The 20839-nt window shown below is 65.5% G+C and carries 20 protein-coding genes and 1 pseudogene; 12 read left to right on the forward strand and 9 right to left on the reverse strand.

Annotated features, from left to right (window positions below; genetic code table 11):
• Nucleotides 1–225 precede the first annotated feature (225 nt).
• Nucleotides 226–582 carry a hypothetical protein gene (locus tag H0S67_RS07040; protein ID WP_180935999.1) on the reverse strand — a complete coding sequence of 119 codons (357 nt, stop codon included), beginning with the start codon at nucleotides 580–582 and terminating at the stop codon, nucleotides 226–228.
• Between the two features lie 1279 nt (nucleotides 583–1861).
• Between H0S67_RS07040 and H0S67_RS07045 the strand changes: the two genes are divergently transcribed.
• The gene (locus H0S67_RS07045; RefSeq protein WP_180936000.1) at nucleotides 1862–2311 is read left to right on the forward strand and encodes a hypothetical protein; all 450 of its coding nucleotides are present in this window, start codon (nucleotides 1862–1864) and stop codon (nucleotides 2309–2311) included.
• 652 nt (nucleotides 2312–2963) lie between these two features.
• Here the strand turns inward: H0S67_RS07045 and H0S67_RS07050 are convergent.
• Nucleotides 2964–3692, reverse strand: a complete 729-nt coding sequence (locus tag H0S67_RS07050; protein WP_180936001.1) for a DUF6454 family protein — start codon at nucleotides 3690–3692, stop codon at nucleotides 2964–2966.
• 65 nt (nucleotides 3693–3757) lie between these two features.
• Between H0S67_RS07050 and H0S67_RS07055 the strand changes: the two genes are divergently transcribed.
• Both H0S67_RS07055 and H0S67_RS07060 read left to right on the forward strand, forming a co-directional pair.
• Nucleotides 3758–4108 (forward strand): hypothetical protein, encoded by a 351-nt coding sequence (locus tag H0S67_RS07055; protein ID WP_180936002.1) that lies wholly within the window; start codon nucleotides 3758–3760, stop codon nucleotides 4106–4108.
• Nucleotides 4109–4269: 161 nt separating this feature from the next.
• Nucleotides 4270–4719, forward strand: coding sequence for a hypothetical protein (locus H0S67_RS07060; protein WP_180936003.1), 450 nt, complete (start codon nucleotides 4270–4272; stop codon nucleotides 4717–4719).
• Nucleotides 4720–4852: 133 nt separating this feature from the next.
• Here H0S67_RS07060 and H0S67_RS07065 read toward each other — a convergent pair whose 3' ends face one another.
• The 3 genes and pseudogenes from H0S67_RS07065 to H0S67_RS27890 form a co-directional block, all read right to left on the reverse strand.
• Complete coding sequence (locus tag H0S67_RS07065) at nucleotides 4853–5098, reverse strand: hypothetical protein (protein WP_180936004.1); 246 nt, start codon at nucleotides 5096–5098, stop codon at nucleotides 4853–4855.
• 612 nt (nucleotides 5099–5710) lie between these two features.
• The gene (locus H0S67_RS07070) at nucleotides 5711–7084 is read right to left on the reverse strand and encodes a hypothetical protein (RefSeq protein ID WP_246355198.1); all 1374 of its coding nucleotides are present in this window, start codon (nucleotides 7082–7084) and stop codon (nucleotides 5711–5713) included.
• 102 nt (nucleotides 7085–7186) lie between these two features.
• Nucleotides 7187–7447 (reverse strand): annotated as a pseudogene (locus H0S67_RS27890) (AAA family ATPase); the annotation flags it as partial.
• 1132 nt (nucleotides 7448–8579) lie between these two features.
• Between H0S67_RS27890 and H0S67_RS07075 the strand changes: the two are divergent.
• The 5 genes from H0S67_RS07075 to H0S67_RS07085 all read left to right on the forward strand — a co-directional run bounded on the left by H0S67_RS07075 (nucleotide 8580) and on the right by H0S67_RS07085 (nucleotide 11927).
• Nucleotides 8580–9599 (forward strand): hypothetical protein, encoded by a 1020-nt coding sequence (locus H0S67_RS07075; protein WP_180936006.1) that lies wholly within the window; start codon nucleotides 8580–8582, stop codon nucleotides 9597–9599.
• 261 nt (nucleotides 9600–9860) lie between these two features.
• A complete protein-coding gene (locus tag H0S67_RS27895; protein ID WP_219635343.1) occupies nucleotides 9861–10286 on the forward strand; it encodes a helix-turn-helix domain-containing protein in 426 nt (141 codons plus the stop codon).
• The gene (locus H0S67_RS23235; protein ID WP_343050395.1) at nucleotides 10271–10597 is read left to right on the forward strand and encodes a hypothetical protein; all 327 of its coding nucleotides are present in this window, start codon (nucleotides 10271–10273) and stop codon (nucleotides 10595–10597) included. Before H0S67_RS27895 ends, H0S67_RS23235 begins: the two co-directional genes overlap by 16 nt.
• Nucleotides 10576–10905, forward strand: a complete 330-nt coding sequence (locus H0S67_RS23240; protein WP_219635537.1) for an IS30 family transposase — start codon at nucleotides 10576–10578, stop codon at nucleotides 10903–10905. Before H0S67_RS23235 ends, H0S67_RS23240 begins: the two co-directional genes overlap by 22 nt.
• A gap of 194 nt (nucleotides 10906–11099) precedes the next feature.
• Entirely contained in the window at nucleotides 11100–11927 is an 828-nt protein-coding gene (locus H0S67_RS07085) for a hypothetical protein (RefSeq protein WP_180936007.1), read from the forward strand.
• Nucleotides 11928–11934: 7 nt separating this feature from the next.
• Here the strand turns inward: H0S67_RS07085 and H0S67_RS07090 are convergent, their stop codons facing one another.
• Nucleotides 11935–12744 (reverse strand): hypothetical protein, encoded by an 810-nt coding sequence (locus H0S67_RS07090; RefSeq protein ID WP_180936008.1) that lies wholly within the window; start codon nucleotides 12742–12744, stop codon nucleotides 11935–11937.
• Between the two features lie 619 nt (nucleotides 12745–13363).
• Nucleotides 13364–14275 carry a tyrosine-type recombinase/integrase gene (locus H0S67_RS07095; RefSeq protein WP_180936009.1) on the reverse strand — a complete coding sequence of 304 codons (912 nt, stop codon included), beginning with the start codon at nucleotides 14273–14275 and terminating at the stop codon, nucleotides 13364–13366.
• A 137-nt stretch (nucleotides 14276–14412) separates the two neighbouring features.
• Between H0S67_RS07095 and H0S67_RS07100 the strand changes: the two genes are divergently transcribed.
• Together H0S67_RS07100 and H0S67_RS27900 are read left to right on the forward strand one after the other, a co-directional pair.
• On the forward strand, nucleotides 14413–16038 hold the full coding sequence (locus H0S67_RS07100) for a hypothetical protein (protein ID WP_180936010.1): 1626 nt from the start codon (nucleotides 14413–14415) through the stop codon (nucleotides 16036–16038).
• Nucleotides 16039–16408: 370 nt separating this feature from the next.
• Nucleotides 16409–16756, forward strand: coding sequence for a DUF7669 domain-containing protein (locus tag H0S67_RS27900; RefSeq protein ID WP_425489893.1), 348 nt, complete (start codon nucleotides 16409–16411; stop codon nucleotides 16754–16756).
• Nucleotides 16757–17187: 431 nt separating this feature from the next.
• Here H0S67_RS27900 and H0S67_RS07105 read toward each other — a convergent pair whose 3' ends face one another.
• A complete protein-coding gene (locus tag H0S67_RS07105) occupies nucleotides 17188–17526 on the reverse strand; it encodes a Pepco domain-containing protein (protein WP_180936011.1) in 339 nt (112 codons plus the stop codon).
• Complete coding sequence (locus H0S67_RS07110) at nucleotides 17523–19580, reverse strand: hypothetical protein (RefSeq protein WP_180936012.1); 2058 nt, start codon at nucleotides 19578–19580, stop codon at nucleotides 17523–17525. The genes H0S67_RS07105 and H0S67_RS07110 overlap by 4 nt, the downstream gene beginning before the upstream one ends.
• Nucleotides 19581–19840: 260 nt before the next feature.
• On the opposite strand from H0S67_RS07110, the gene H0S67_RS07115 reads away from it, so the two are divergent.
• The gene (locus H0S67_RS07115; protein ID WP_180936013.1) at nucleotides 19841–20437 is read left to right on the forward strand and encodes a hypothetical protein; all 597 of its coding nucleotides are present in this window, start codon (nucleotides 19841–19843) and stop codon (nucleotides 20435–20437) included.
• Between the two features lie 46 nt (nucleotides 20438–20483).
• Complete coding sequence (locus H0S67_RS07120) at nucleotides 20484–20741, forward strand: hypothetical protein (protein WP_180936014.1); 258 nt, start codon at nucleotides 20484–20486, stop codon at nucleotides 20739–20741.
• Nucleotides 20742–20839: the final 98 nt, after the last annotated feature.

Genomic DNA, 20839 nt, shown 5'->3' on the forward strand with positions numbered 1-20839 from the left:
ACCGCAAGACGATCCGCAACGAAACACACTCCACCGCTGCTAGATCCGGACGTTTGAAGGCGACCGGCGCTGAGCGCCCTGACTTGCCGGTCCATGCAGACCGGGCTGCGTCGGCTGTTTGGCCCGCGCCGACAAGCGGCGAAGTGACGCACCTCGGCCGTGCCGTCGACGGCGACGAAGCCCACGGTGACACGACCGGGGGCTTGCTGCTCTCAAGGCCGAGGGTCACAGACCCTGGCAGATGCCAGCGGCAGGCGCTTGGGCCTGGGTCCAGACGTTCACCGCGTCGTTGTAGGCCTGTGTGCCACGACGAAAGCGCTTGTTGGATCCGATGAATAGCCAGCCGGTGGGGAAGAAGCACAGCACAGGGGAGACCTGGTGGCTCGAGCCGGCCGCACGCAGCGCATCATTCATTTGGTCGGCCAGGCCGTTGTTGGCAAAGGGCTGCAGGAACCGAGCGAACCTGAAGCCGGCGCCGCCCTGGCCGGGACGCTCATTCGATTGAGCGATCCTCTTCGCTCTGGCGATGCCTATCGTGAAGAGGTTGACGATCCAGCTGAGCGGGGTGTCTCGGCGGTTCATGCTAGGAAGGTCAAGCGCGTTTGATGCGTCCGGCAGCCGAGCGCGAGAAGTCGATTTCCGGGCCTGGGGCCGACTCGATGTCGTCGAGTTCGGGCATGCTCTCGTTCGCCGAGCACGGGCGGATGCTCGCGCCGGACTCGCCGCTGGCGACGTCGGTCGCCCTCGCTGACGTGGTGGGCGTCTATCAGGCCGTGGCCGACCTCGGAGAGGAGATCCAGCACCTCGAAGACACCGACATGGTGGGGACGCTGGACGAGGATCTGCCGGAGCCGGACGTCGAGTGGGTCGACCCCGACGTGTCGCCGGACGACGACCGCCGGTTCCCGAACGATGTCGGGACGAGGCGTAGGCTGCTGCGGCGTCTGGAGGCCCGTCCGCGCCCGGTGGAACATCACCACGGCAGCACCCGATGCGGTGCTGGGCCGGGATGCGGCTGCCCTCGGCGTAGAACGAGCCGTAGCCGTCCCCGAGGTCGGGACGCTCCACCACAAGATCGGGGGACGCGCAAACACGCCCAAGCATCGAGCCCGACCCTCGCACGCTGCTTGGGGATCTTCCACCCGGCGGGCAGACCCCCGACGCCCCTGTGCCCGCGCCGGGGGGTCTGCTCTGCCGTCATACCAGACGGCCAGAATCGCTGCCTGGGGGTACAGCCAGCGCGTGAGGAAACGTGTGCCCCCGAGCGGCCAGCGCCCGCCTGCTGTCAGCGGCGACCTGACAGCAGGCAGCCGGTCAGTGCTCGTGGACCGTGCGGGAAGGGAGGACATGGGGCCGGAGGGTTCGGCCCGGTGGTGGGGGGAAGTCGGAGCCGAACCCTTCCGCGCAACCCAACGGGGCTGAGTGGCGCGGTGATACCAATCCTCGCTGGGGTCTTCAGTTTGCCCGTCATCGCAATGGGTGAAGTTTCAACGGAGATCTGACGACTCATTGCCGGAACCGCAATTCGGGCATATCGCAACGGTGTCTCCGATCAGCGTGGCGCTCCGCAGTCCCTTGAACAACAGGAACGAGCAAGAGCCACAGAGCAGGTCGATGTCGCCCGAGCTGAAGAAGAGAGGTCCCACCCGACGCTGGTTGTCGCGCCGGACCACGGCACGCTCCCCCAGGTCACGGACGGGGATGACTCGCATGAGCTCGGCATCCATTGCGACAGCATCGGAAACGGTGGGCGACACTCGTAGGGGCCAACGGTCCCGCCCTTGGGTCAAGCGACCCCGCCTATCGACACGCAACCCGCGTCGGGGTTTCACTAGAGAAACCAGCGGAGGAAACGGGGATCATGCGCGCCAAGACCTGCCTCAGCGGCGCCCTCGCACTGGCGGTCATCGTTGTCGGCGCCACGAGCTGTTCCGGGGACGAGACTGGCAGCGCTAAGGACGCACCCTCGTCGTCGCAGCCGGTGTCGCAATCCGCCACATCGACACCGACCTCGTCGCCGTCGCATGCGGACCACAACGCGGCGCTCGTCCTCGCCGTCCGCCGCGAGGCCAAGGCGCAACTCGAATGGATGAAGCCTGACTGGTGGGACAACATCACGGGCTACGAAGCGGATGGGACAGACCTGACCGTCAAGACATCGCTGTTCCCGAAAGCGTCCAACGCCGCCACAGCGAAGAAGATCGCCGCATCGTTCTCCACCCTCTCGGGCTCGAAGGGGATTCCCCGAGGCTTGTTCGTGACCGTCAAAGCGAGCAATGGAGATCCGTTGGCGACGTTTGAGCAGCCGTAGCAAGGAGGTGAGTGACCGTGGCCGAGGTACGGGCGTTCGACGCCGCGATGCACGTGGGAAGAGCAAGTGAGACGCGATGTGGGCAGGGCGGCTCCGACAATTGCGCCACACCACCTGCGTTCACCGTGGTCGGACCAAAGCAGACGATTTCAGCATGTGACGTCCATCTGGCTGGAGCCGTTCGAGAGGCCGATGGGATGCCGCGCCGGTGAGCCCAGCGGCTGGGCCACGACCTTACTGGGGTTTGAGGTCGCGGCCCAGCCTTGCTCGAGGGTGTCAGGCTGGGCGCAAGCTTCTCATCGGCGGCCTGGAACGGCAGCAACGTGGTCTTAGTCATGGTGCACTCCCGGCGATCAGAGTCCACGCCTCGGCCACGGATCGCGACGCGCGACGTGAGGCGCCCTTATGAACGAAGGGTCTCGCTTCCAAGGCGCCACTGGGCGGCGATAAGACTCACCTTCGACGCGAGCGGATCGTGGTACACCCGATGCCGCAGCGCACGTTGTTTGCCGAAGAGTGCGTTTCGACGTTCCACCGGCCATGAAGGTCGGCCACGGTGAGGGCGGGCTCGCCCCTGTCCCGATCCGGTCAGGAGATGGGTTGACCCGCCCGCGGCCAAGCGCCGCGAGCGGGTCGTGTCGCGGTCAAGGAGTCAGGGGACGTCGGCGGTGAACATGAACAGCTCGGTGCCGTTGGTCTCGTCGCCGTTGTCCGGCGCGGCCCACAGCGTGAGGTGCTTGCCGTCGGCGGCCATCTTGACCGGGTTGCGGGTCATCACGTGGCCCGCGGCGGTCCACTTCTGGAACGGGAACTCGTGCAGCACCTCGTGCGAGTGGAGGTCGACCAGGGCCAGCCCGCCGAGCTCGTACGTCGCGTTGTTACCGCCCGCGCTCGGGGTCTGGCCGAGGTTCGCCACGCCGCCGCAGATCGCCTTGGCGGTGTCGACGTACTGGCAGTCCTGGTAGTCGATGAAGTGGCTGGGGTTCAGCCAGCTGCGCGTCTCCTGCCCGGTGGGCGTCCAGTCGTAGAACTTCCGCGAGCCCCAGTTGTTGCCGACCAGGTCGCCGGTGGTGTCGTCCTTGACGATGCCGCCGATGTGGTCGTTGACGCGGAACTGCTCGGAAAGCTTGAGGTTGCTGGCGTTGACCTTGTAGATGATCGAGGAGCTGTCGGGGCGGTACTCCGCGACCGGCACCCAGACGTTCTCCCCGTCGTAGTCGATGCCGCCGGGGTGGTACATGTCGCCCTCGCCGAGGGTGATGTCCTTCTGCAGGTTGCCCTCGCGGTCCATCACGAACAGGTGGCCGACGCCCTTGCCCGGCGTGCGGTCGTAGCCGTTCACGGGACTGGGGTACTTCTGCGTCGGCTCGATGATCTGCACGGCCGACAGGAAGATGTGCTTGTCGGTGATCGCCAGGCCTCGGTGTGGTAGGTCTGGAAGTTCAGGTGCAGCTTGTCGACCTGGTTCCACGCGGTGCTGCGGGTGACCTCGTTGAAGTCGTTCGCGAGCGGGCCGTCGGTGGTGGCGCCGGCACCAATAGCGCCGTTCGCGAAGAACGCGGCGCCGCCGATGGCGAGGGCCAGCGCGGCCGTTCGGCCAGGGCGCGCACGGGATCGGGGCATGTCTTCTCCTTGTCGGGGGAGCTGCGACGCTCGCAAGGCGTGGTGAACCCCGAGCGACCGGGGAAAGTCGCCGACGCGAAGACGCGGTCAGGCGGCCGTGACGGTGGACACCATGTCGCCGCAGCAACAGCACTGCCGTATTCAAACCAGTCGTTCGACGCGTACGGCTCCTGACGTCCGGGCGCCTACGACCGCACATCGGCTGGTCCCCGTGTCCGGCTGGCGGCGGAATGACGCCAGTAGTGGCAGCGCGGATCGCAGCCCAGACTCCGAAACCAGACCGGGGTCAGAAGGATTCGGTGAACGCGTTCCCCGCAGTCGTTTAGCCTCAGCGAGTGACGACTCAGCACATCGGTGCGGCCGGCGAGCTACTAGTGCAGTATCGCTTGCTCAAGGTCGGCATCGACAGTGCGCGTTTGACCACGGATGCGGGCATCGACTTGGTCGTCTACGCGCCAGGAAGCGCCGAGGCCACAACTGTTCAAGTGAAGAGCAACCTCTCTGCCAGACCTGCTGGCGGGAAGGGACAGTTGAGCAGAGGATGGGACTTTCCGCATACCTGCCCCGCCCAGCTATTGGCGCTGGTAGCGCTTGATGTGGACCGCGTCTGGCTGTTCACCCTGGCGGAAGCACGCGAGCTGGCGCAGCAGCATTCCCCCAAGGGAGTTCGGAAGCTGTACTGGTTCGTGGAGCCGCCGGCTGGGGGCGCCGGCGGCGCCCGACATGAAGCAGAGATGGCTCAGTACTTGCTCGAGGATCGGGCGGAGCAGCTCTTCCCACACTGAGCGTGTTCGGTCCAGCACCACCCTGACGCGGCGGAAAGACGCAGGCCACGGGTGCCGGAGACGTGGCGGAACACCCCAACCGCGCCTGTGGCCCAAGAGTCTGGAGCGGCTGTTCGGCGTGCGTCCATCGGCCCTACGAGACGGTGTGGCCCCAGACCAGAGTGCCGTCTGGGTTCTTGTACGTCCAAGCCGCCGACGGGTGCTGCAACCCGAACTTCGTCACCTCGGGCTCAACCAGGGTACGGAACGTCGCCTTCAACAGCGGAAGCTGCGTGTCCAGGTAGTCGGACGTTGCTGCCACGTCGACCCGAACCTTGTACACGTAGACGAACTCAATTCCGCTCGGATAGACCGGGTTGATCCGGATCGATGTGAACATCTTCCGGAACTACGGACTCCACAGCCCAGGCAGCTGCTTTCGGGCCGCTGCAACGTAGGTGTTCAGCTCGCCTCTTGACGAGCCGACCGCGTCGACCGGCTTCGCCTGCTTGGTCTGCACACGCGCACTGGGAGCGGCTTCCTCCGCCGTCAGCACATTCGACTTGTCAGTGGCGCAACCGGCCAGTGACACGGCGGTGAAACAGACAGCGGCGGCAGCCAGTGCCCTCGACGAACCAGGCCTGAACATTGCGCCTCACCCCGAAACGACTTCCGACTCGGTGAGGGTAGCGGGACCGACCGCGCCGCGTACGCCAAACCACAACGACAGATTCACCGGCGCGAAGAACACCCGGCGAACCGGCCGGACCATCAGGCGCACAATCCACCTCGCGCACGCGAATGGCCAACGATCAGCATCTCAAACGCGTTCGATGCCCTCTTCGTCAGCTCAACGACCACTGGCGGCAGATCGTTGAATGGGCTTGCGGCCTCGCAGACTAGCGCCGCCGGCCCGTCGCAACCGGGGTGATAAGACGCACTACCGGAGTGCGGCGCATCGCTGCATGCGGACGCTTGCTCAAGAGCGGCCGACCTCGGAGCGCACCGCACTTCATACGTGACCGCAGGTCTTGGAGATTGACCACGTCCGGTTGCCAGAGTCCGTGCGTTTCGCTGGGCGTCTGCAAGTTTCACACCAGAACTTGTTATGCAGCAGTTCCACTCGGTGAGCGGAGTCCAAAGCCTCGGCGTCAGACAGCCCATCGGCCCAAGCTGTGAAGTGAGCCCCAGCGATGTTTCGAAGGAATTGCGAATGGCCCAGTTCTTCTGCAAGCGACGCCACCTCGGAGTCTGTGCATGCGCGAAGTGCGGCCTGTACTCCGGGCCACAGATCGCCAATCGTGTACTTATCCTCCGCCTTCCGTCTTACGGAGACTTTGCACCATATCGAAAGGTGATGGCACAACGCTTCAAAAGTTCGCCCTGCAGTCCCAGCGACCACAACGGCCGAGGCGGCACTCTGCACCACTTGATGTAGGTCTCGGAGGTGGCCCGGGTTGACGCCGATCACTGTTGGGGTCGATCCGAAACCGCTGCTCCGGATCTCGAGTGCTTGAGTGGGTTTGCCGGTCTCGTTTAAGCAGCGCTGGGCGATCTCCATCCATAGACGATCATGAACCGTCATTACCATCTGCCAACCTACGAGTCTATTCGCAAGGTGTTGAAGTGCTCTTGATCGTAGCGGCGCGTCGATCGACTGGAAAACATCGTCCAGGACAATGAATTTCGACTGGCCTCGTTCGGCGCAGGCGACGTGCACCTCGAGCAGGATCAGTAGTGCGAGTAGATCGAGATGTGCCTCACTCAGGACCTCTTCCGGAAGAAGTTCCTTACCCGTGTCCCGGATTAATCGGATCTCGAGTGCCCCAGTCTCTTCAAGGACGAATTGCACCTCCGCCACCCAAGGCTGTTGGGTGATCGAGCGATAGTCCTCCGAGACGCGCGCTCCAACGTCTTCAAGAATTTCCTGCAGCGCCGAAAAGTCACGTGGACTACGCCGGCGAGCGGCGTTGGCCAGGGGTGTCAGGTCCAGTACCTGGCGCAGTGCTTGCTCGTACCTGTCGAGTAGAGCGGAAGTTGCAGGGTCGAGCGCCCGCCCAGGAGCACCGTGGAGGACGATTGAGGCCGCGTTCCGCAGACTTTTCATCCCTGCCGCGTGAGTTGGGAGGGAGTAGTCGGTGGTTGCTCTGGCAAAACGAAAACCCACTGGTATCAACTTGCGAACGGCGACGTCGGCCTCCATCAACCGAACGTTTGCTCTTGCGTGCTCCTCGATAGATTGTTCGTCTGCTGCTGTGCGGACACCCTCGGCCGGGGCTTTCAAGTAGTCCCAGAAGAATTCTTGGCGCTGGACCGGTGGGATTTGCCAGAAGACTTCGACAGCGCTGCGCCGAATAACGATTGGGGCGTACTCATAGGCCGACATGACGCGCGCGCGATCCAAGTACGTAGGCGGCGGATTCGATTCACCTTTACTCCACGATGGGACCCGATTGCCACGCCTGAATTTCTCGCCCGACGAAAGCTGAACCTCCACGCAGGGAAAACTCTTCTTACCCGCGCTCATGTTTCGTATCTCGCGCCTGATCTTCGTTCCGTCTCGAAGTCGCCTGCTAACCACGCCTCGGGTCGCGAACTCGAACGCATCGCATATGGACGACTTGCCACTCCCGTTCTCGCCGTAGAGCAGTAGGCTACAAATAGCTCCGTCGCCGGGGCGAGTCATTACGATCGTCGTCGCCTGCCGGACCCCTCGGAAATTCTCTAACTTGATCTCAGTAAATGACACCGCAATCCTCCCCGTTCAGATACCGATCCGCTCGAGGCAATTCCTGCGGCGCCGGCACAATAGACTCCTCGACCAAGTTCGTTTCAGCGAAGACTTTCATGGTCGCTCGCGGCTCAGCGTCTGTACCCGAGCGCAGAGCGTCAAGCCCTAGGAGACCTGATGGGAAACGCGACTGTCCAGCGCTGCAGTGATGCTCTTGTGCAACTCCTGCACCCTCCTCTTGGCTCTTGGCTCTTGGCTCTTGAGCAGAGGAGCAGATCCTTCCTAGTTTCGCAAGGCGCGTGGGCGAGTGTCTGACTCGTCGCGGTCGCCCGAGTCTCGACCTCGCCTCGCGGAGGCGCTAGGGCAGTGCAGAGCCATCGGGCGAGTAATCCACGCGATGGCTCTTAAGACCGGTGTCCTGACGGCCCCGTTCGCGCCAACAGGACTCACGAGGCGATCATGAACGTTGCAGCCTGTCGAGGGCAGGCGCCTGTATGGCGAGAACCGAATACGAACGCAACGGTTCCCCCTCTCACGCTCATAACCATCGTCGAGGGAGGCAGCGGCAGGAGGGGCTCGACACGCATCCAGTTGACGGTGTTCCGAGAAGGCCGCGGCTTCCGCCCATTCCGACTCAAGGGATAGACAACGACTCGCACGTCCGCGGGTCATGGCGACTACTGCCCGCTCCCGTCGACAGTCTCGCACGAATCGTGCGCTGTCACGCGCGGCGCAATGACGCACGTCGGTCGGCGTTCACCGGCTGCTCCAATCACTGTCGCCGGCGAGCGATAGCGGGTCGCCGGCCGCCTGGAGCGACCGGTCAGTTGGACGTGTGGCGACTGACCAACAATCGCAACATCGTCTGGCACGACTCGACCTACGCCGCCCAGACCCTCGACTCCACCAATCACTCGACCAGGTCTGGCTGACCAGCGTCGAGTTGCGGGCGGGTCAAGGAGCCGAGCGACTTGCTAGACGGCTTGCGAGGATTGCGACATCCCGGCCCGCAGCCTGAACGTCGCCGGCAACGCGTTCGGGCCGGAGGAGGCGCCATGGGCGCTGACGCTCGGTGAGGAACGGACCGACTCATGCGGTTTGCCGGGCACTGGCCGGGTGTCACCGCGACGCCTGTGGCATGTTCCCAAGTATGGGTAACGGGGATGTGTACGTCGTCTGGGGCTACATCGCGGGCGCGGTGTTGCCGCCGAACCTCGAGTTTGACGGCCCGGAGGGCGGCGACTGGCTATGCGTCACCCAGGATGTGCCCGACTCGTTCCGGCGACTGGATCCTCCCGGGGTGGTCGAGGCACAGCTCGGCGGCGGTACCTGGGCCACCGGGACGGGTCGGCGGACTCGAGTTCGGTCCGCAGCGGTATTCAAGGTCTCCGTTCGGGTTGTGGATCCCGACGACGCGATGCGCACCGCCGAGGCGGAGGTGCTCCCCAGGCTCCTGGCTGTCGTCTCGGCGATGACCGGTTCACCAATGTTCGGCGCACCAGTGGCATTCCACGCCGCCAACGAGCCAGAGCAGTGGCTGCCCCGAAGGAGCGACGCGTGGGTGGACGCCTTCACACCCCGGCAATTCAAAGCCGAGGAGGCCGACCCCGACGAGTGGGCGGGGGTGGTTTGGGCGGCACAGCACGACTACACCGCCCGGCACGCGGCGGTCGACATGTATGTCGCGAACAACCGCTACCTCTCACACGGCGATGACGCAGCCGACGTGCGGACGGCCTTGCTGACCTACTTCTTCGTACTCGAGCGCATCGCCGACCGGATCGGCCGGTTCTTCCCACCCAAGCCAACTCCCGACGAGTCGGCGCCCCTGGTTGAGACTCTGGAGAAGGCTCTCGACCGGGCGACGTCGGTAGAGCAGAAGGTCGAGTGCGTCCGCGTCGCCGCACAGAAGCTGCAGGCGCTCCACTCGCGCGGGATCAAGCGACGCGTGGTCGAGGCCGGCGGCACCATCGACGTCGACGAGAACGTCGTTCGTACAGCCGGGCAGTTCGCCGACCTGCGCAACTCGCAGCTCGGCCACGTTCCCTCCGCAGGAGAGACGGCGAAAGACTTGGTCGGCTGGCTCCCGAAGGCACAGCAATGCGCCCACGCCTACCTCTCGGCGTATCTGCGCTGGGTCGAAGGTCGCGACCAGGCGGCGTCGGACTGATCCGAGCGGGACGACTGGGCACGGCCGTGGGCGCGGACATGGTCTAAACGCGGTCCACACGCACATCGAGCTGTAGTGACCGGTAGGTCCCGTCCTCAGCCCGCGGCGCACCACAGCGCAAGAGTTCACCGCAGATGACGTTGCCGAGGTGTAGCGACTGTGCCGCGCCGTTGCGGCGGAAAGACGCGACCTCGAAACGCACTCGCAGCGGGGCGGTCTCAATTGGTCAGCGCAACACTTCCTTGATTCGAGGAGGTTGCGATGGGACGTGGCTATCACCGGGTGACGCCGGCTGTTGAGGATGAGATCTGGGCTCGTCTGCGGGCGGGCTATGCGGCCAAGCCGACGGCTCGTGCGTTGGGGCTGTCGACCAGCGGAGTCCATGGCTACCTGGTGCGGTGTGGCGGGATCCGTCCAGCTGCTCGACGGCGTTCGACGGGCCGGTTGAGTCTGCTCGAACGCGAGGAGATCTCCAGGGGTCTGGCAGCGGGATGGTCGTTGCGGACGATCGCGGCCGGCTTGGGCAGGGCGCCGTCGACGGTGAGTCGTGAGGTCGCGGGCACGGCGGGCGGAGTCGGTACCGCGCGGCGAGGGCAGATGAGCAGGCGTGGGCTCGAGCTCGGCGTCCCCAGACCTGCAAGCTGGCCAGCCGGCCGCTACTGCGTGACATCGTGGCGGAGAAGCTGAGGCAGCGGTGGTCACCGCAGCAGATCGCGGGTTGGCTGAAGGCCACCTACCCAGATGAACCGGAGATGCAGGTGTCGCACGAGACGATCTACCGCACCTTGTTCATCCAGTCCCGCGGTGCGCTGCGCAAAGAGCTGACCGCCTATCTGCGGACCAAGCGAGTACTCCGGCGGTCGGCAGGGATCCGGCTTCCTGATGGTCGTGGTGGCCGGCCCGGGATCCTCAACATCTCCGAGCGACCGGCTGAGGCCGACGACCGTGCGCTGTGCCGGGTCATTGGGAGGGCGACTTGGTCTTCGGCAAGGGCATGACCCCAGTCGCGACTCTGGTCGAACGCTCGACTCGGTTCGTAATGCTCGTCGCGCTGCCCAACGGCCACAAGGCAGATCTGGTCGCAGACGCACTGGCTGCGAAGATCACGAACCTGCCAGCAGCGCTCGACCAGGACTTTGACCTGGGACCAAGGCCACGAGATGCCGAGCACGCCAAGTTCACTCAAGCCACCGGAGTCGAGGTCTACTTCTGTGATCCCAAGTCACCGTGGCAACGCGGGTCGAACGAGAACACCAACGGCCTGCTTCGCCATACCTGCCCCGCACCCTCGACTTCCGGACCCTGACCCAAGCGGACTTCGACGCCATCGCCGACGAGCTGAACGGACGACCTCGACAAACCCTCGGCTTCAAGACACCATCCCAAGCACTAGCCGAGGTGTTGCGTTGACCGCCTGAGCCCGCAGGCAAATGAGTGCGACCAATCAGGCACCATAGCCGTTGGTGTCTGCATTGCAGTCAAAGACGAACGGAGAACTCGATGTCGCCACGTGCAGTCGGACACCATGGAGAGAACGGCGACGAAACCATCGCCCGGTTCATCGTCGAGATGACCCTCGGCGTACGCGTCTGCTCCTACGACGACCGGCGTGGCCAGAGCCTCCCGGACGCCGTCATTCACCGCGCTGGTGGTGTTCCACTCGAGATCGTGTCCGACCCGAACAAGGCGGAGAATCAACTCGCCAATGCGCTGGAGAAGTTCGGCCGGCGCAAGCAGTACATCGGTCTCCAGCACGGCTACTGGGTCTCGCTGACGTCCAAGGCCAGGGTCAAGGATCTGACGTGGCTCGAGAACACGTTGCGTGACCTCGAAGACCCCGCCAAACGCGACCTGGTACCGAGAAGGACTGAGCAGTACGAGTTCATCGCGCCGTTCGACAGGTTCGCACCCGGTGAGGTCCGGTTCATGATCGGTTCCGGTGGAGGGCGACCCATCACGGACGGCCCGGGCGTCGTAGCCGCAGCCTGTGCAGTCCTCGCTCGCCCGGGGTACGCGGACGTGCCAAAGAAACTCAGCGAGTTCGGTGGCCCCGAGCGGCACGCCGTCCTGACAGTCGACAGCGAGAACGACCCCGTCTTCGAGTGGCTCCGGAACGCAACGTCCGACGACCTTGACCAGCTCCCGCCGCCGCAGTTGGACCCCGAGATCACCCACCTCTGGATAACGCCACGGTGGCTACCCGCGCTCAGCCTTCACTGGGACCCGGCAGCCGGGTGGCGAGGAACCGAATGGGAGTGGGTCCACGTCTCCGAGGTCCTCGACACGTGGGACGACCCCGAGTGCACCGAGGCCCACGAACCGCACTGATTCGACGTCAGGTCAGCGGTTCGCCCAAGTCGGTGAACACCGCTTCCTCGTCCGGCTTGTCGACCAGGACCGACTGGCGACTGCGACGAGGGCCGTCAGGCCCCACCTTGAAGGTCTGCCCAGCAGCAACGGCGTCGTCCGCGACCGTCACTGCCCTCAAATAGCCCCAAGCACCGCTCACAGGAATTGCGCGACCGTCTTTGCGCCGCTTCTCAAGGTCCGGGAGTTGCGGAGGAATCCACTCCGCATCGCCCAGCGCAGCAAGATCGTCGACGCTCAACTCCGCTGCCTTCGCCCGGGCATGGTCGTACGCCTCGACGATGAGCTCGTTCACGACAGTCAGCAGCTTCGATGCGAGCAACTGCAACTGCCCGAACGCCTGCGGAGCGACCGCTTGTCGGTACAGAGCGATGTCTAGGCCCCACACGGTGCCGTCGGGGCGGACGATGATGCCGACGTTGCCATCCTCATACGCGCTCACCGGGTGCGCCAGGTGCTTGTCTCTGATTAGGAGCATCAGCTTGTGCACCTCGACCGCCGCGTCCGCCTGTTCCCCAGCAGAGCGCCGAACGTGCTCGTCGCTCAACCGGGTACGCACACCGCCGGCGAAGCAACGCGCGTACGTGATGACCGCGGTCGTGTAGTAGCTCTGAAGCCAGACGCGTCCACGCTCATCAAGCGCTTGCACCGACTCCGGGTCGCCGCCCAAGAGTTCGAGAGCTGCAAGGCAGGTGTCGTTGACGACGTTGAGGTCTTCCTTGATGCCAGCTAGGCCAATAAGCCGCTCGGCGCCCTGGAGTTGGTTGCCGCTCTTCACGGGGAGATCCACAGCGAAAGGCTAGATGTTTCATCTCAACAGGTTGTTGAGTGCTTCCGCGCTACTCGCGGCAGTTGAGCACGCTGGTCCGGGTTTCACTGGGCGGCAGACGCCGGGCTCGAACCACGCGGACATCGGCAGGTCCGGTAAGTCAGCTGCGCCGGCAGGCGGCGGAGTGACGCACCTGTGTGGCCCGCACTCAAAGAGGCCGATTGTGTGCGTGTTCTCTTCGCTTAGTGGGGATGAACTCGGCGGAAGACGTAGGTGAGCGAGCCGCTTACCAAACCGAGTGCGAATCCCAACAATGACGCGGGTACTCCCAGCTCGAAAGTTGCGGCCCAGGCAGTGGGCCAGTAGGCGTTGATGCCGACCACCAGCCCGACGATCCCACCGGTAATGCCGAGAGCGACTGCACCGATGGCGGCATGGCGCAGAGGGACTGGCAACTCTCGGAACAGTTCCCGCACTGCTCGTGGGATTCGATCCACGCAGATGACTATGACAGAGCCCAGCGGCACGAGGCTTCGAACGACCGCACATGGCATATGAGGTGCTTCGTGCATGGCCTGCCGGGGAACTCAGGCTCTCCGTCAAGGCGGGATGGATGCCGCGGCTCGTCTCAGACGCCGGCTACGTAGGCTGTGAGGAAGTGGACGCCGTGTCGGTCGAGGTTGCCGCGGGCGCGGTCGTAGTGCTCGGTGGTCCTGGGGTCGGCGTGGCGGGCCAGGATCTGCGCGTCTCGCAGGGGCACGCCGGCGTCGAGCGCGTTGGTGATGGCGGCGTGCCGCAGCGAGTGCGGGCTGATGTGTCGAGGGATGCCCGCGACCTTGGCGATCCGCACGACCATCCGGTATGCGTCGCGACGGTCGATGGGATTGCCCGAGATGGGTCGCAGGACCAGCGGTCCCTCGATGCGCTGGCCGCGGCAGGCCTCCAGCACCCGGAGCACCGGGACGGTCACGGGCATGGTGGCCGGCTTGTCGCCCTTGCCGACCAAGTGCAGAACCCGGTGTCCGCGCAGCGTCTCCTGGTAGTCCTCGATGCGGACGGCGGCCGCCTCGGAGGCCCGCAGGGCGTTGATGCCGAGGAGGTAGGCCAGGGCGCCGTGGTGGACGGTGATGGTCTGGGCGACCTGCAGGAAGCGGATCAGCTCGAGCCGGTCCAGCCCCTGGGTACGGGACTCATCGGCGTGGACCTTGGGCAGCCGCGCATAGACGGCCGGGTCGGCCGGGATCAGTCCGTCGATGTGGGCGAACCGGAAGAAGCCACGCACGGCGTGCATGGAGGTGTTCACCGACGAGGGCATGAGGCCGGCCTCGCCGAGGTGGCGGATGTAGAGCTCCACGTGCGCCCGCTGGATCCCGACCAAGGGGTCGAGACCGTTGGTTTCGCACCAGCCGAACCAGCGACGCAGCTGGTATGCATACAGGGCGTGGGTGTGCCCGGCATATCGGGCGAGGTAGGAGACGGCAGCCAGTTCGGCCTGGCTCATCGCCTCGGGCTGGAACGGCAGCAACGTGGTCTCAGGCATGGCGCACTCCCGGCGATCAGAGTCCACGCCTCGGCCGCGGATCGCCACACGCGAGTGAGGCGCCCTTATGAACGAAGGGTCTCGCTTCCACGCGCCGCTGGGCGGCAAAGACGCTGGTTCGGATACCGCGACGTGCGGTGGTCATCGGCATCTTCTGGGAGTCTTCGGGCATGGGGTTGACGACCTCGTTCGTGTACACGCGGACGGACCGTGGCTGGCGCGGTGTCGAGGATGGATCCGTCGAGGACGTTTCGGTGCTCCCCTCGCGACCGCTTCTGGCCGTGCGGATCGAGGATTCCGACTGGTGCCTCCTACTTGGGCGCTTTCCAGACGGTCGGGAGTGGTCCTGGATGTACGGGGAGCCTGCGGCGTTGAACTTCGCGGCAGCCCATCGCTGGCTATCGAGCGTGGACCCCGATGAGCTGGAGGACACCTTGACGGAGCGGGCCGCTGCGTGTGCGGAGGAAGTGGTGGCATGGGGTGCCGCCAGCGGCCTCGCGGACCTGGATCGGGGTGCGGTTGAAGGGGCACTCATGACACATGACGTGTTCGCTGAGACCGGCTGGTGGATGCTGCGCTCTCTGTTGGGCCTGGACGGTGTCGAGACGGAGATGGTCGACGAGGGTGAGCCCTACGTCATCTCGGTCCCGTCGGCCGACATCCCGTCGCCACGGCCTCCGCGGGCCATCGCGCTGGACCACTCCTCTCCGGGGTGGGCGCACCTGAACGCAGGGGATTTGATGGGGCGGTTCGGTGAGCCACCCTGCCTCGTGGAGTGGCATCGAACGTTGTACCTGGCGACCGATCCACCGGTGACCCTGTTCGGATGTGACGAGTCGCTGCTCGCGCAGGTGACCGGTGCGACCGGGGACTGGGTGCAGGTCCCGGAGCGGCACACTGGCTCCCTCACCGCGGCCGCGACGTGGGCGCGGACCCATGTCGGGACTCCGGGCGCGGGGGTGCCGGACGGCCGCCCGCCGTTGCTGTTCGAAGTGATTGACGGCGCCGACCGCGGCAGCGTCCAGTCTGGTGCTGGATCGGGTGTCGACTGGCAGTTGCACGCGATCGCGCCTCCGCTCAGCGCTTCCCTGGTGGTGGAATGGTCCGAGGGCGCGGACCCGGCGGCCGTCGCGGATGCGCTGGCCGTGGTGCACGAGCGGGTGGTCATCGCGGTGGTGGGCGCGTTCCTCTTCCAGGGTCGAGGCGTGCACTACGGCGAGCAGGCCGAGCCTGGTGCCTTCGAGCTGCAGGTCGGCGGGGCCACGCGACACACCAGCGGACGCTTCGGGGTCACGACTGCCAGCCCGTCGGCTTGGTCCCGACTCCTGGGCAGGGTTCGCAGTGGGGACCTAGCCGAGGTCGACATCAGCGCCACCCGCACGAACGCGTTCGGGAACACCTGGCCGGACCACGCAACGGCGTCCCTCGGCTACCACCTAGCGTTGACCGACTTAGAAGAAGACCCAGACCTGGCCCCGCCGACACCCCCAAGTCTCAGTGTCCGGGTTGATGCCGAGTTCGCGGCGATCGTCCCGGTGTCTTCCCTCATCGGGCTGCTCGACCGGATCGTTGATCTGCTCCCGGTCCAGCGAGCCTGGCTGCAGGTCAGCCGATTCAAGCAGGCAACGACACCTTGGCTGATGGTCCTGCCGGCGTCACGGTCCTACGACGTGTCGGCCTACCCAGACAGTGAGGTTCACGGCGAACTCCGTTGGCTACGCACCTCGCAGGAAGCCCCCAAGTTCGAGCCGCGAGTCAACTGAAGATCAGTCTCGACAGCTCGTTCAGGCAGCCAACAGGCGGCGGTATGACGCTGCCTCGGTGGTCCTGATGAGTTCGACGCAAGACCACTACGGACGTTCCAAGCATCACCTACCGTCGACCTCATGACATTCGTGTGCCCGACATGCGGTGACGCGCTAGTCACCGTTCCTAACGACGAGCCGGCCTACGGGCCGGCAACTCTCTACTTCTGCGAGACCGCGGGGGCCGCGCATATCCCGCCAGGGTGGAAGCCCGACGAGTGACCCACCCTCAGCACAGGCAACCAACCCGTCGATCCGACCCGATCGGAGCGACCCCCTTGTAGCCGATGGGCTCCCCGACGTGGGCAGCCTGTGAAAGCGTGAGCGCATGAACGGTGGCACGTCTCTAACGGTGTGGGAGCGGTTGCGCGAGTACGCCGCGACGCAGTCGGGAGCCTTCACGTCTCAGGAAGCACTGTCGTGGTTTCGCCGGCATGCTCCCTCGCAGGCCAACGATCGAACCGTGCGCACGCACATCCGTGGAGCGTGCTGGAACGTCGGCGACCGGTCACAGTTCTCCAAGAGGGAACCGTTCCTCACCCGGATCGATCGCGGACTGTTTCGGCTAGCCACTCTCGAAGAGCTTCAGCATTGGCGTACGGGCCACGCAGACGCGGAGACGTCAGGCCGGTCGCGCTCGACATACGCTCGCGCTGCCTTCGCGGCGCCGTGGTAGAACTTCACCCCGCCATACACGCGACCCCCCCGAGACCCTTCGGCCTCAAGGTGCGCATCGCCACCTACGAACCTTCATAGCATGCGTGCCGCGTGTCTTGGGAAGCGGGTGGCAGCGGCCCTGACGTGGGTCGGTGACCACGGGGCGATAGACGTAGATACCCGGGTGACCCACCAATTGCGCGGCGGCAGGTCTACTGGATCCTGGAGATCCAGCTCGTCCCTCCACAGGTCACCGAAGTTGGGTCGACGGAGTGTTCGAGGTGAAGCGACACCAGCGGAATGGATTGATCTGCACGTTGACGCTCTGGCCGTTCGCAGGCGTCACCCAGGGCAGCAGAGTTCCGAACGTCAGAGTCGACGTCCCCGTGACCCTGCCGCCGAGCTCGCGCAGCGGGAAGCTCGCCATGGGAATCGTTGCGGCATGTGCATTCAGGGGGTCGCTCGACCTTCGCCCGGCTTGAAGCTCAGGGTGATGGAGCCCGAGACCCCCGCCTCCGCGATGAATGCCAGCTTCCCGGCCGCGGTGAACCCGAGCTCGATCGTCAGCTCGTCTAGGCGCAGGCCCGCTTTCGGCGCGAGGGCATCGGTCGTGTTGGCCAGGTTGATGATACTGGTCACCATCGCCCGCCAGTCCTCCTTGACCTCGTCGAAGCGTCTCGTCAGTGCGGTCGTGGCGCCGCTGCTCTTGTGGAGCGTGACGCCCGGCCCGGAGACATCCGCAGCGCTCACAAACCAAATCGTGTCCGGCGTGGACTCCTCGGTCGTCAATGCAACACCTCCATCCCTCCCATGACCTCGCTCGCCTGGAACAGGTGCTGGGCAAGGCCCAGCCTCTGCTCCGCGACATTCACCGCCATACCCAGGTAGATCCCGATCGCAGCGCCGGTGTGATCCAGGACGAGCCCTCCCGAGTCGCCCGCCGTCCCTGCGTGCTGGAAGCCGATCCGCAACGGCAGAGCGGCAGAGTTGAAGATGAGGAAGGTGTTGTTCGTCTCCACGACGACGGTCTCCAGTAGGCGGCCGCGTAGCTGCATCGTGACCGGGCTACCGGCTGCGACGTATGGGGTCAGCGTCATGGGCCCGGCGGTGGGCGGCGGTGCCTCGCTGGTCTCGACGATGGCAGCGTCGATGCCTGGCGGGGCGACGTCGAGCAACCGGCCGTACGTACCGTTGGCGAGCGGAACTCGTTGTCCCTGCGTGTACTGGGGGTAGACGTGCTGTGCCGTGAGGATGCCCGGCCCCAGGGATTGATCGCTCTTGACCTTCGTCCGGGCCCAGCAGGATGACCATCCGTCTGCCGGCTGCACGGTCGGTGCCTGAAGCTCGAACCTGGTCGGCCGCACGACGACCGGGAACCGTTCTCCGTCGATGTCGATCCTGCTCAGGAACCGGGGCTCCAGAGGACTGTCGGTCGCCGAGGTCGTGTAGACGATCAGCCCGAAGTAGCCGTCCGGGTTTCGCTCCGCGTGCGGATCCAGGAACCCAGCCGCCGTGTAGACGTATCCCGGCACAGCACGGAGCTTCGGCCTGCGGCGCGCCTCGAGCAGAAGTCGCGTGCCCCAGTACCAGAGGCGCGACTCGTCCGGCTGGCCTGCGAAGTGTTCCTGGGCACGGAAGAAGTGCTCGGCACCGCGGCGCCCGAGCGCCCCTTCATTCGTCCAGCTGGGGACCTCGCCGGGACCACTGGTGGCGTTCAGGTCGATCCCGGGGATGGGAAGCGGTGCCAGGGTGCCGGCGCTGCTTCGTGCTTCCTCTTCGGATTCGGTCCGGGTCGCAGGCGGCGGTTCGGACGCGACCGAGATCCTAACGCGGACCGGGACGACGACCTCGGTGACGTCGGGCTCCAAGGACGGCGAGGTGTTGCGGACGGGCGCGGCTACGCGGAACGCGTCATCCAGGAATCCGAGCGCGGCCGCTCCATAGTGCTCGCCGACGCGGCGGAGCTCGACCTCGATCTCGCGAGCCTCCACAGCCTCGCCGACGTCCCCGGCTGCGTCCCGGACCATTGCGACGAGGTTCCACCCCGCATCGAACATCGGAGCTCCGTGCGACATCGCCGTGCCGGGATCGGCGAGTGCCCCGGGCGGAGGCAGTGTCTCCCCGTCCACGTCACCGTCCCCGATCGCATACTGCAGGAACCTCCCGTGACGAAGATCGATGAGACATCGGTGGACCTGCACGACGCCGGAATCCTCGGCGCAAAGCTGGCTGGCGCGCTCGCCGACGACCATCGTGGAGCCGCCCGCCACCGATATCGTCGACCGAGCAGAGGGCGCACCGGTCGGCCGAACTACGGCCGACACCGCGATCCCGAGGTCGCTGTTGCTGTAGAAGAAGTCGTCCGGTCTCAGCGGCACGCGGTCCGTCCCGGGTGCTCCCGCCTCCGTCGTCGTCAACACGAGCGATGCCCGCTTGGCGACGTCGGGCGTTGACAGGACTCGTTCCGACGTCATCATGAGGCTGCCGCCGATGAGGAAGCCTGTTCCGGTAGGAGTCTTCTCGCCGTCCCCTGTGATGCGTCCGGTCGCCGCCGCGGCTGCATGACCCCGGAGGAGGGACGGAGCGCTCGAGTGCCGCGTGGCCCTGAGGATCTCGAGATAGGCGTGGCTTCCGCTGGCAACGCCATCGAAGAGCAGCTCGACGTAGGAGTCGAGCCCGAGCTCGAGCAGCCTGCGCGTGACGCGCGCCGGGCTGTCCAACCGGCGCCAGTCGATCGGCTCACCGGCCCTGAGCGCCGAGAGCAGACGTCGGTTGGCCAGCCGATCACGCGTATACCGCGGGAGTCGGAGCAGGAAGTTGCGATCGGCGCTCTGAGGGCTCACCCGAGGCTCCCTCCGTGTTCCGAGGCCCGGCCGAGACGCCGGGACGTGCCCGAAGACGCGTGCTTGCACCACACGATTCGCGCGATTCGGCGACCTGCTCGCCGGAGAGCCTGGACTTACCCAAAATTCGGGATGTTTGAGGCGAACCGTCGCCGGCCCACATCTCACGGATGTCAATGGTTCTTGCACCGCGATCACGCTGCAACGCTGCATCGCAGTGAGCAAGAGACGCGTCACCACGAGACGAGATCGGGGTCGTCATGACGCTCAAGTTTTCGACCGGCAACGCCGTCATTCCGCCGGGACACCAGCTGCGCGTGATCCGCGGCGATGGGGTCCTGGGGCCTACCAGCCTCTTGGTCTGGGCCACTCAGAAGGAGTCAGGGGACGACGGCGGTAGCCGGAGCCCGCTGGGGACGCTCCGCTACATCACGCCCGGCGGCGACTTTCGCGTCGACTTCGACGTACGAGAGGGCACCGTTCTGCCGTTGCCGATGACGCCGTGGGAGCTGCGCGTGCGCAACTGCAACGACGACAACCAGCCCGATATCGAGGCACACGCGGCCCTGGTCAGCGGGTCGCGGCCGACCTCGGCCAGTCGGACTTGGTTCCTGGGCCATGGCATGGAGCAGCCCAACATCCGTGTGCCGAACGCAGCCCGGAGGGTGTTCTACGACCTCGGCCTCCCTGACCACAAGGACTATCGGGCGCTGCTCTCCGACGCGATGACGGGGGAGACGTACGGGCTTCTGGCGCCACTCACCGGACGCGAGCTCGACCGGAGCACTCGGTACGTGCGGTTCATGGACCTGCCTGAGGGCGCCTTCGGCACTGTCACCTTCCAACTCAGCCTCTAGCCACCGTCCCCTGCAGCACACGTCCACCTGGAGAAGGAGTCGCATCATGGCCACATCGGACAAGGTCAACGTCGCCAGTGTCGGCGCTGCCATCTCGGCGCTGTTCTGGACGATCGCGGCTGCGACGTTCTGGAACGACACGTTCAGCGACGCGACGATCGCCGCACTCACTGGCTTCACGACGACCATTGTCGTATTCGTGCTCGGGATGTTCTTCCCGGACGGTGAGACCTACCTGCGCAAGGCGCTGGGCAGTCGCATTGGCAACGTCGGGCTCCGCGTCTCAGCAGACGACGAGCACTAGGCGACACACAGGCGGCGCGAGGTAGCGCACATGGTCACCGGGCCGATGGACGACGACCTCCGTGAAGGGTCGCGGACGCGCCCAGCATCGGCGAGCGC

This window comes from Nocardioides ungokensis, from assembly GCF_013466985.1.
GTDB lineage: Bacteria > Actinomycetota > Actinomycetes > Propionibacteriales > Nocardioidaceae > Nocardioides > Nocardioides ungokensis.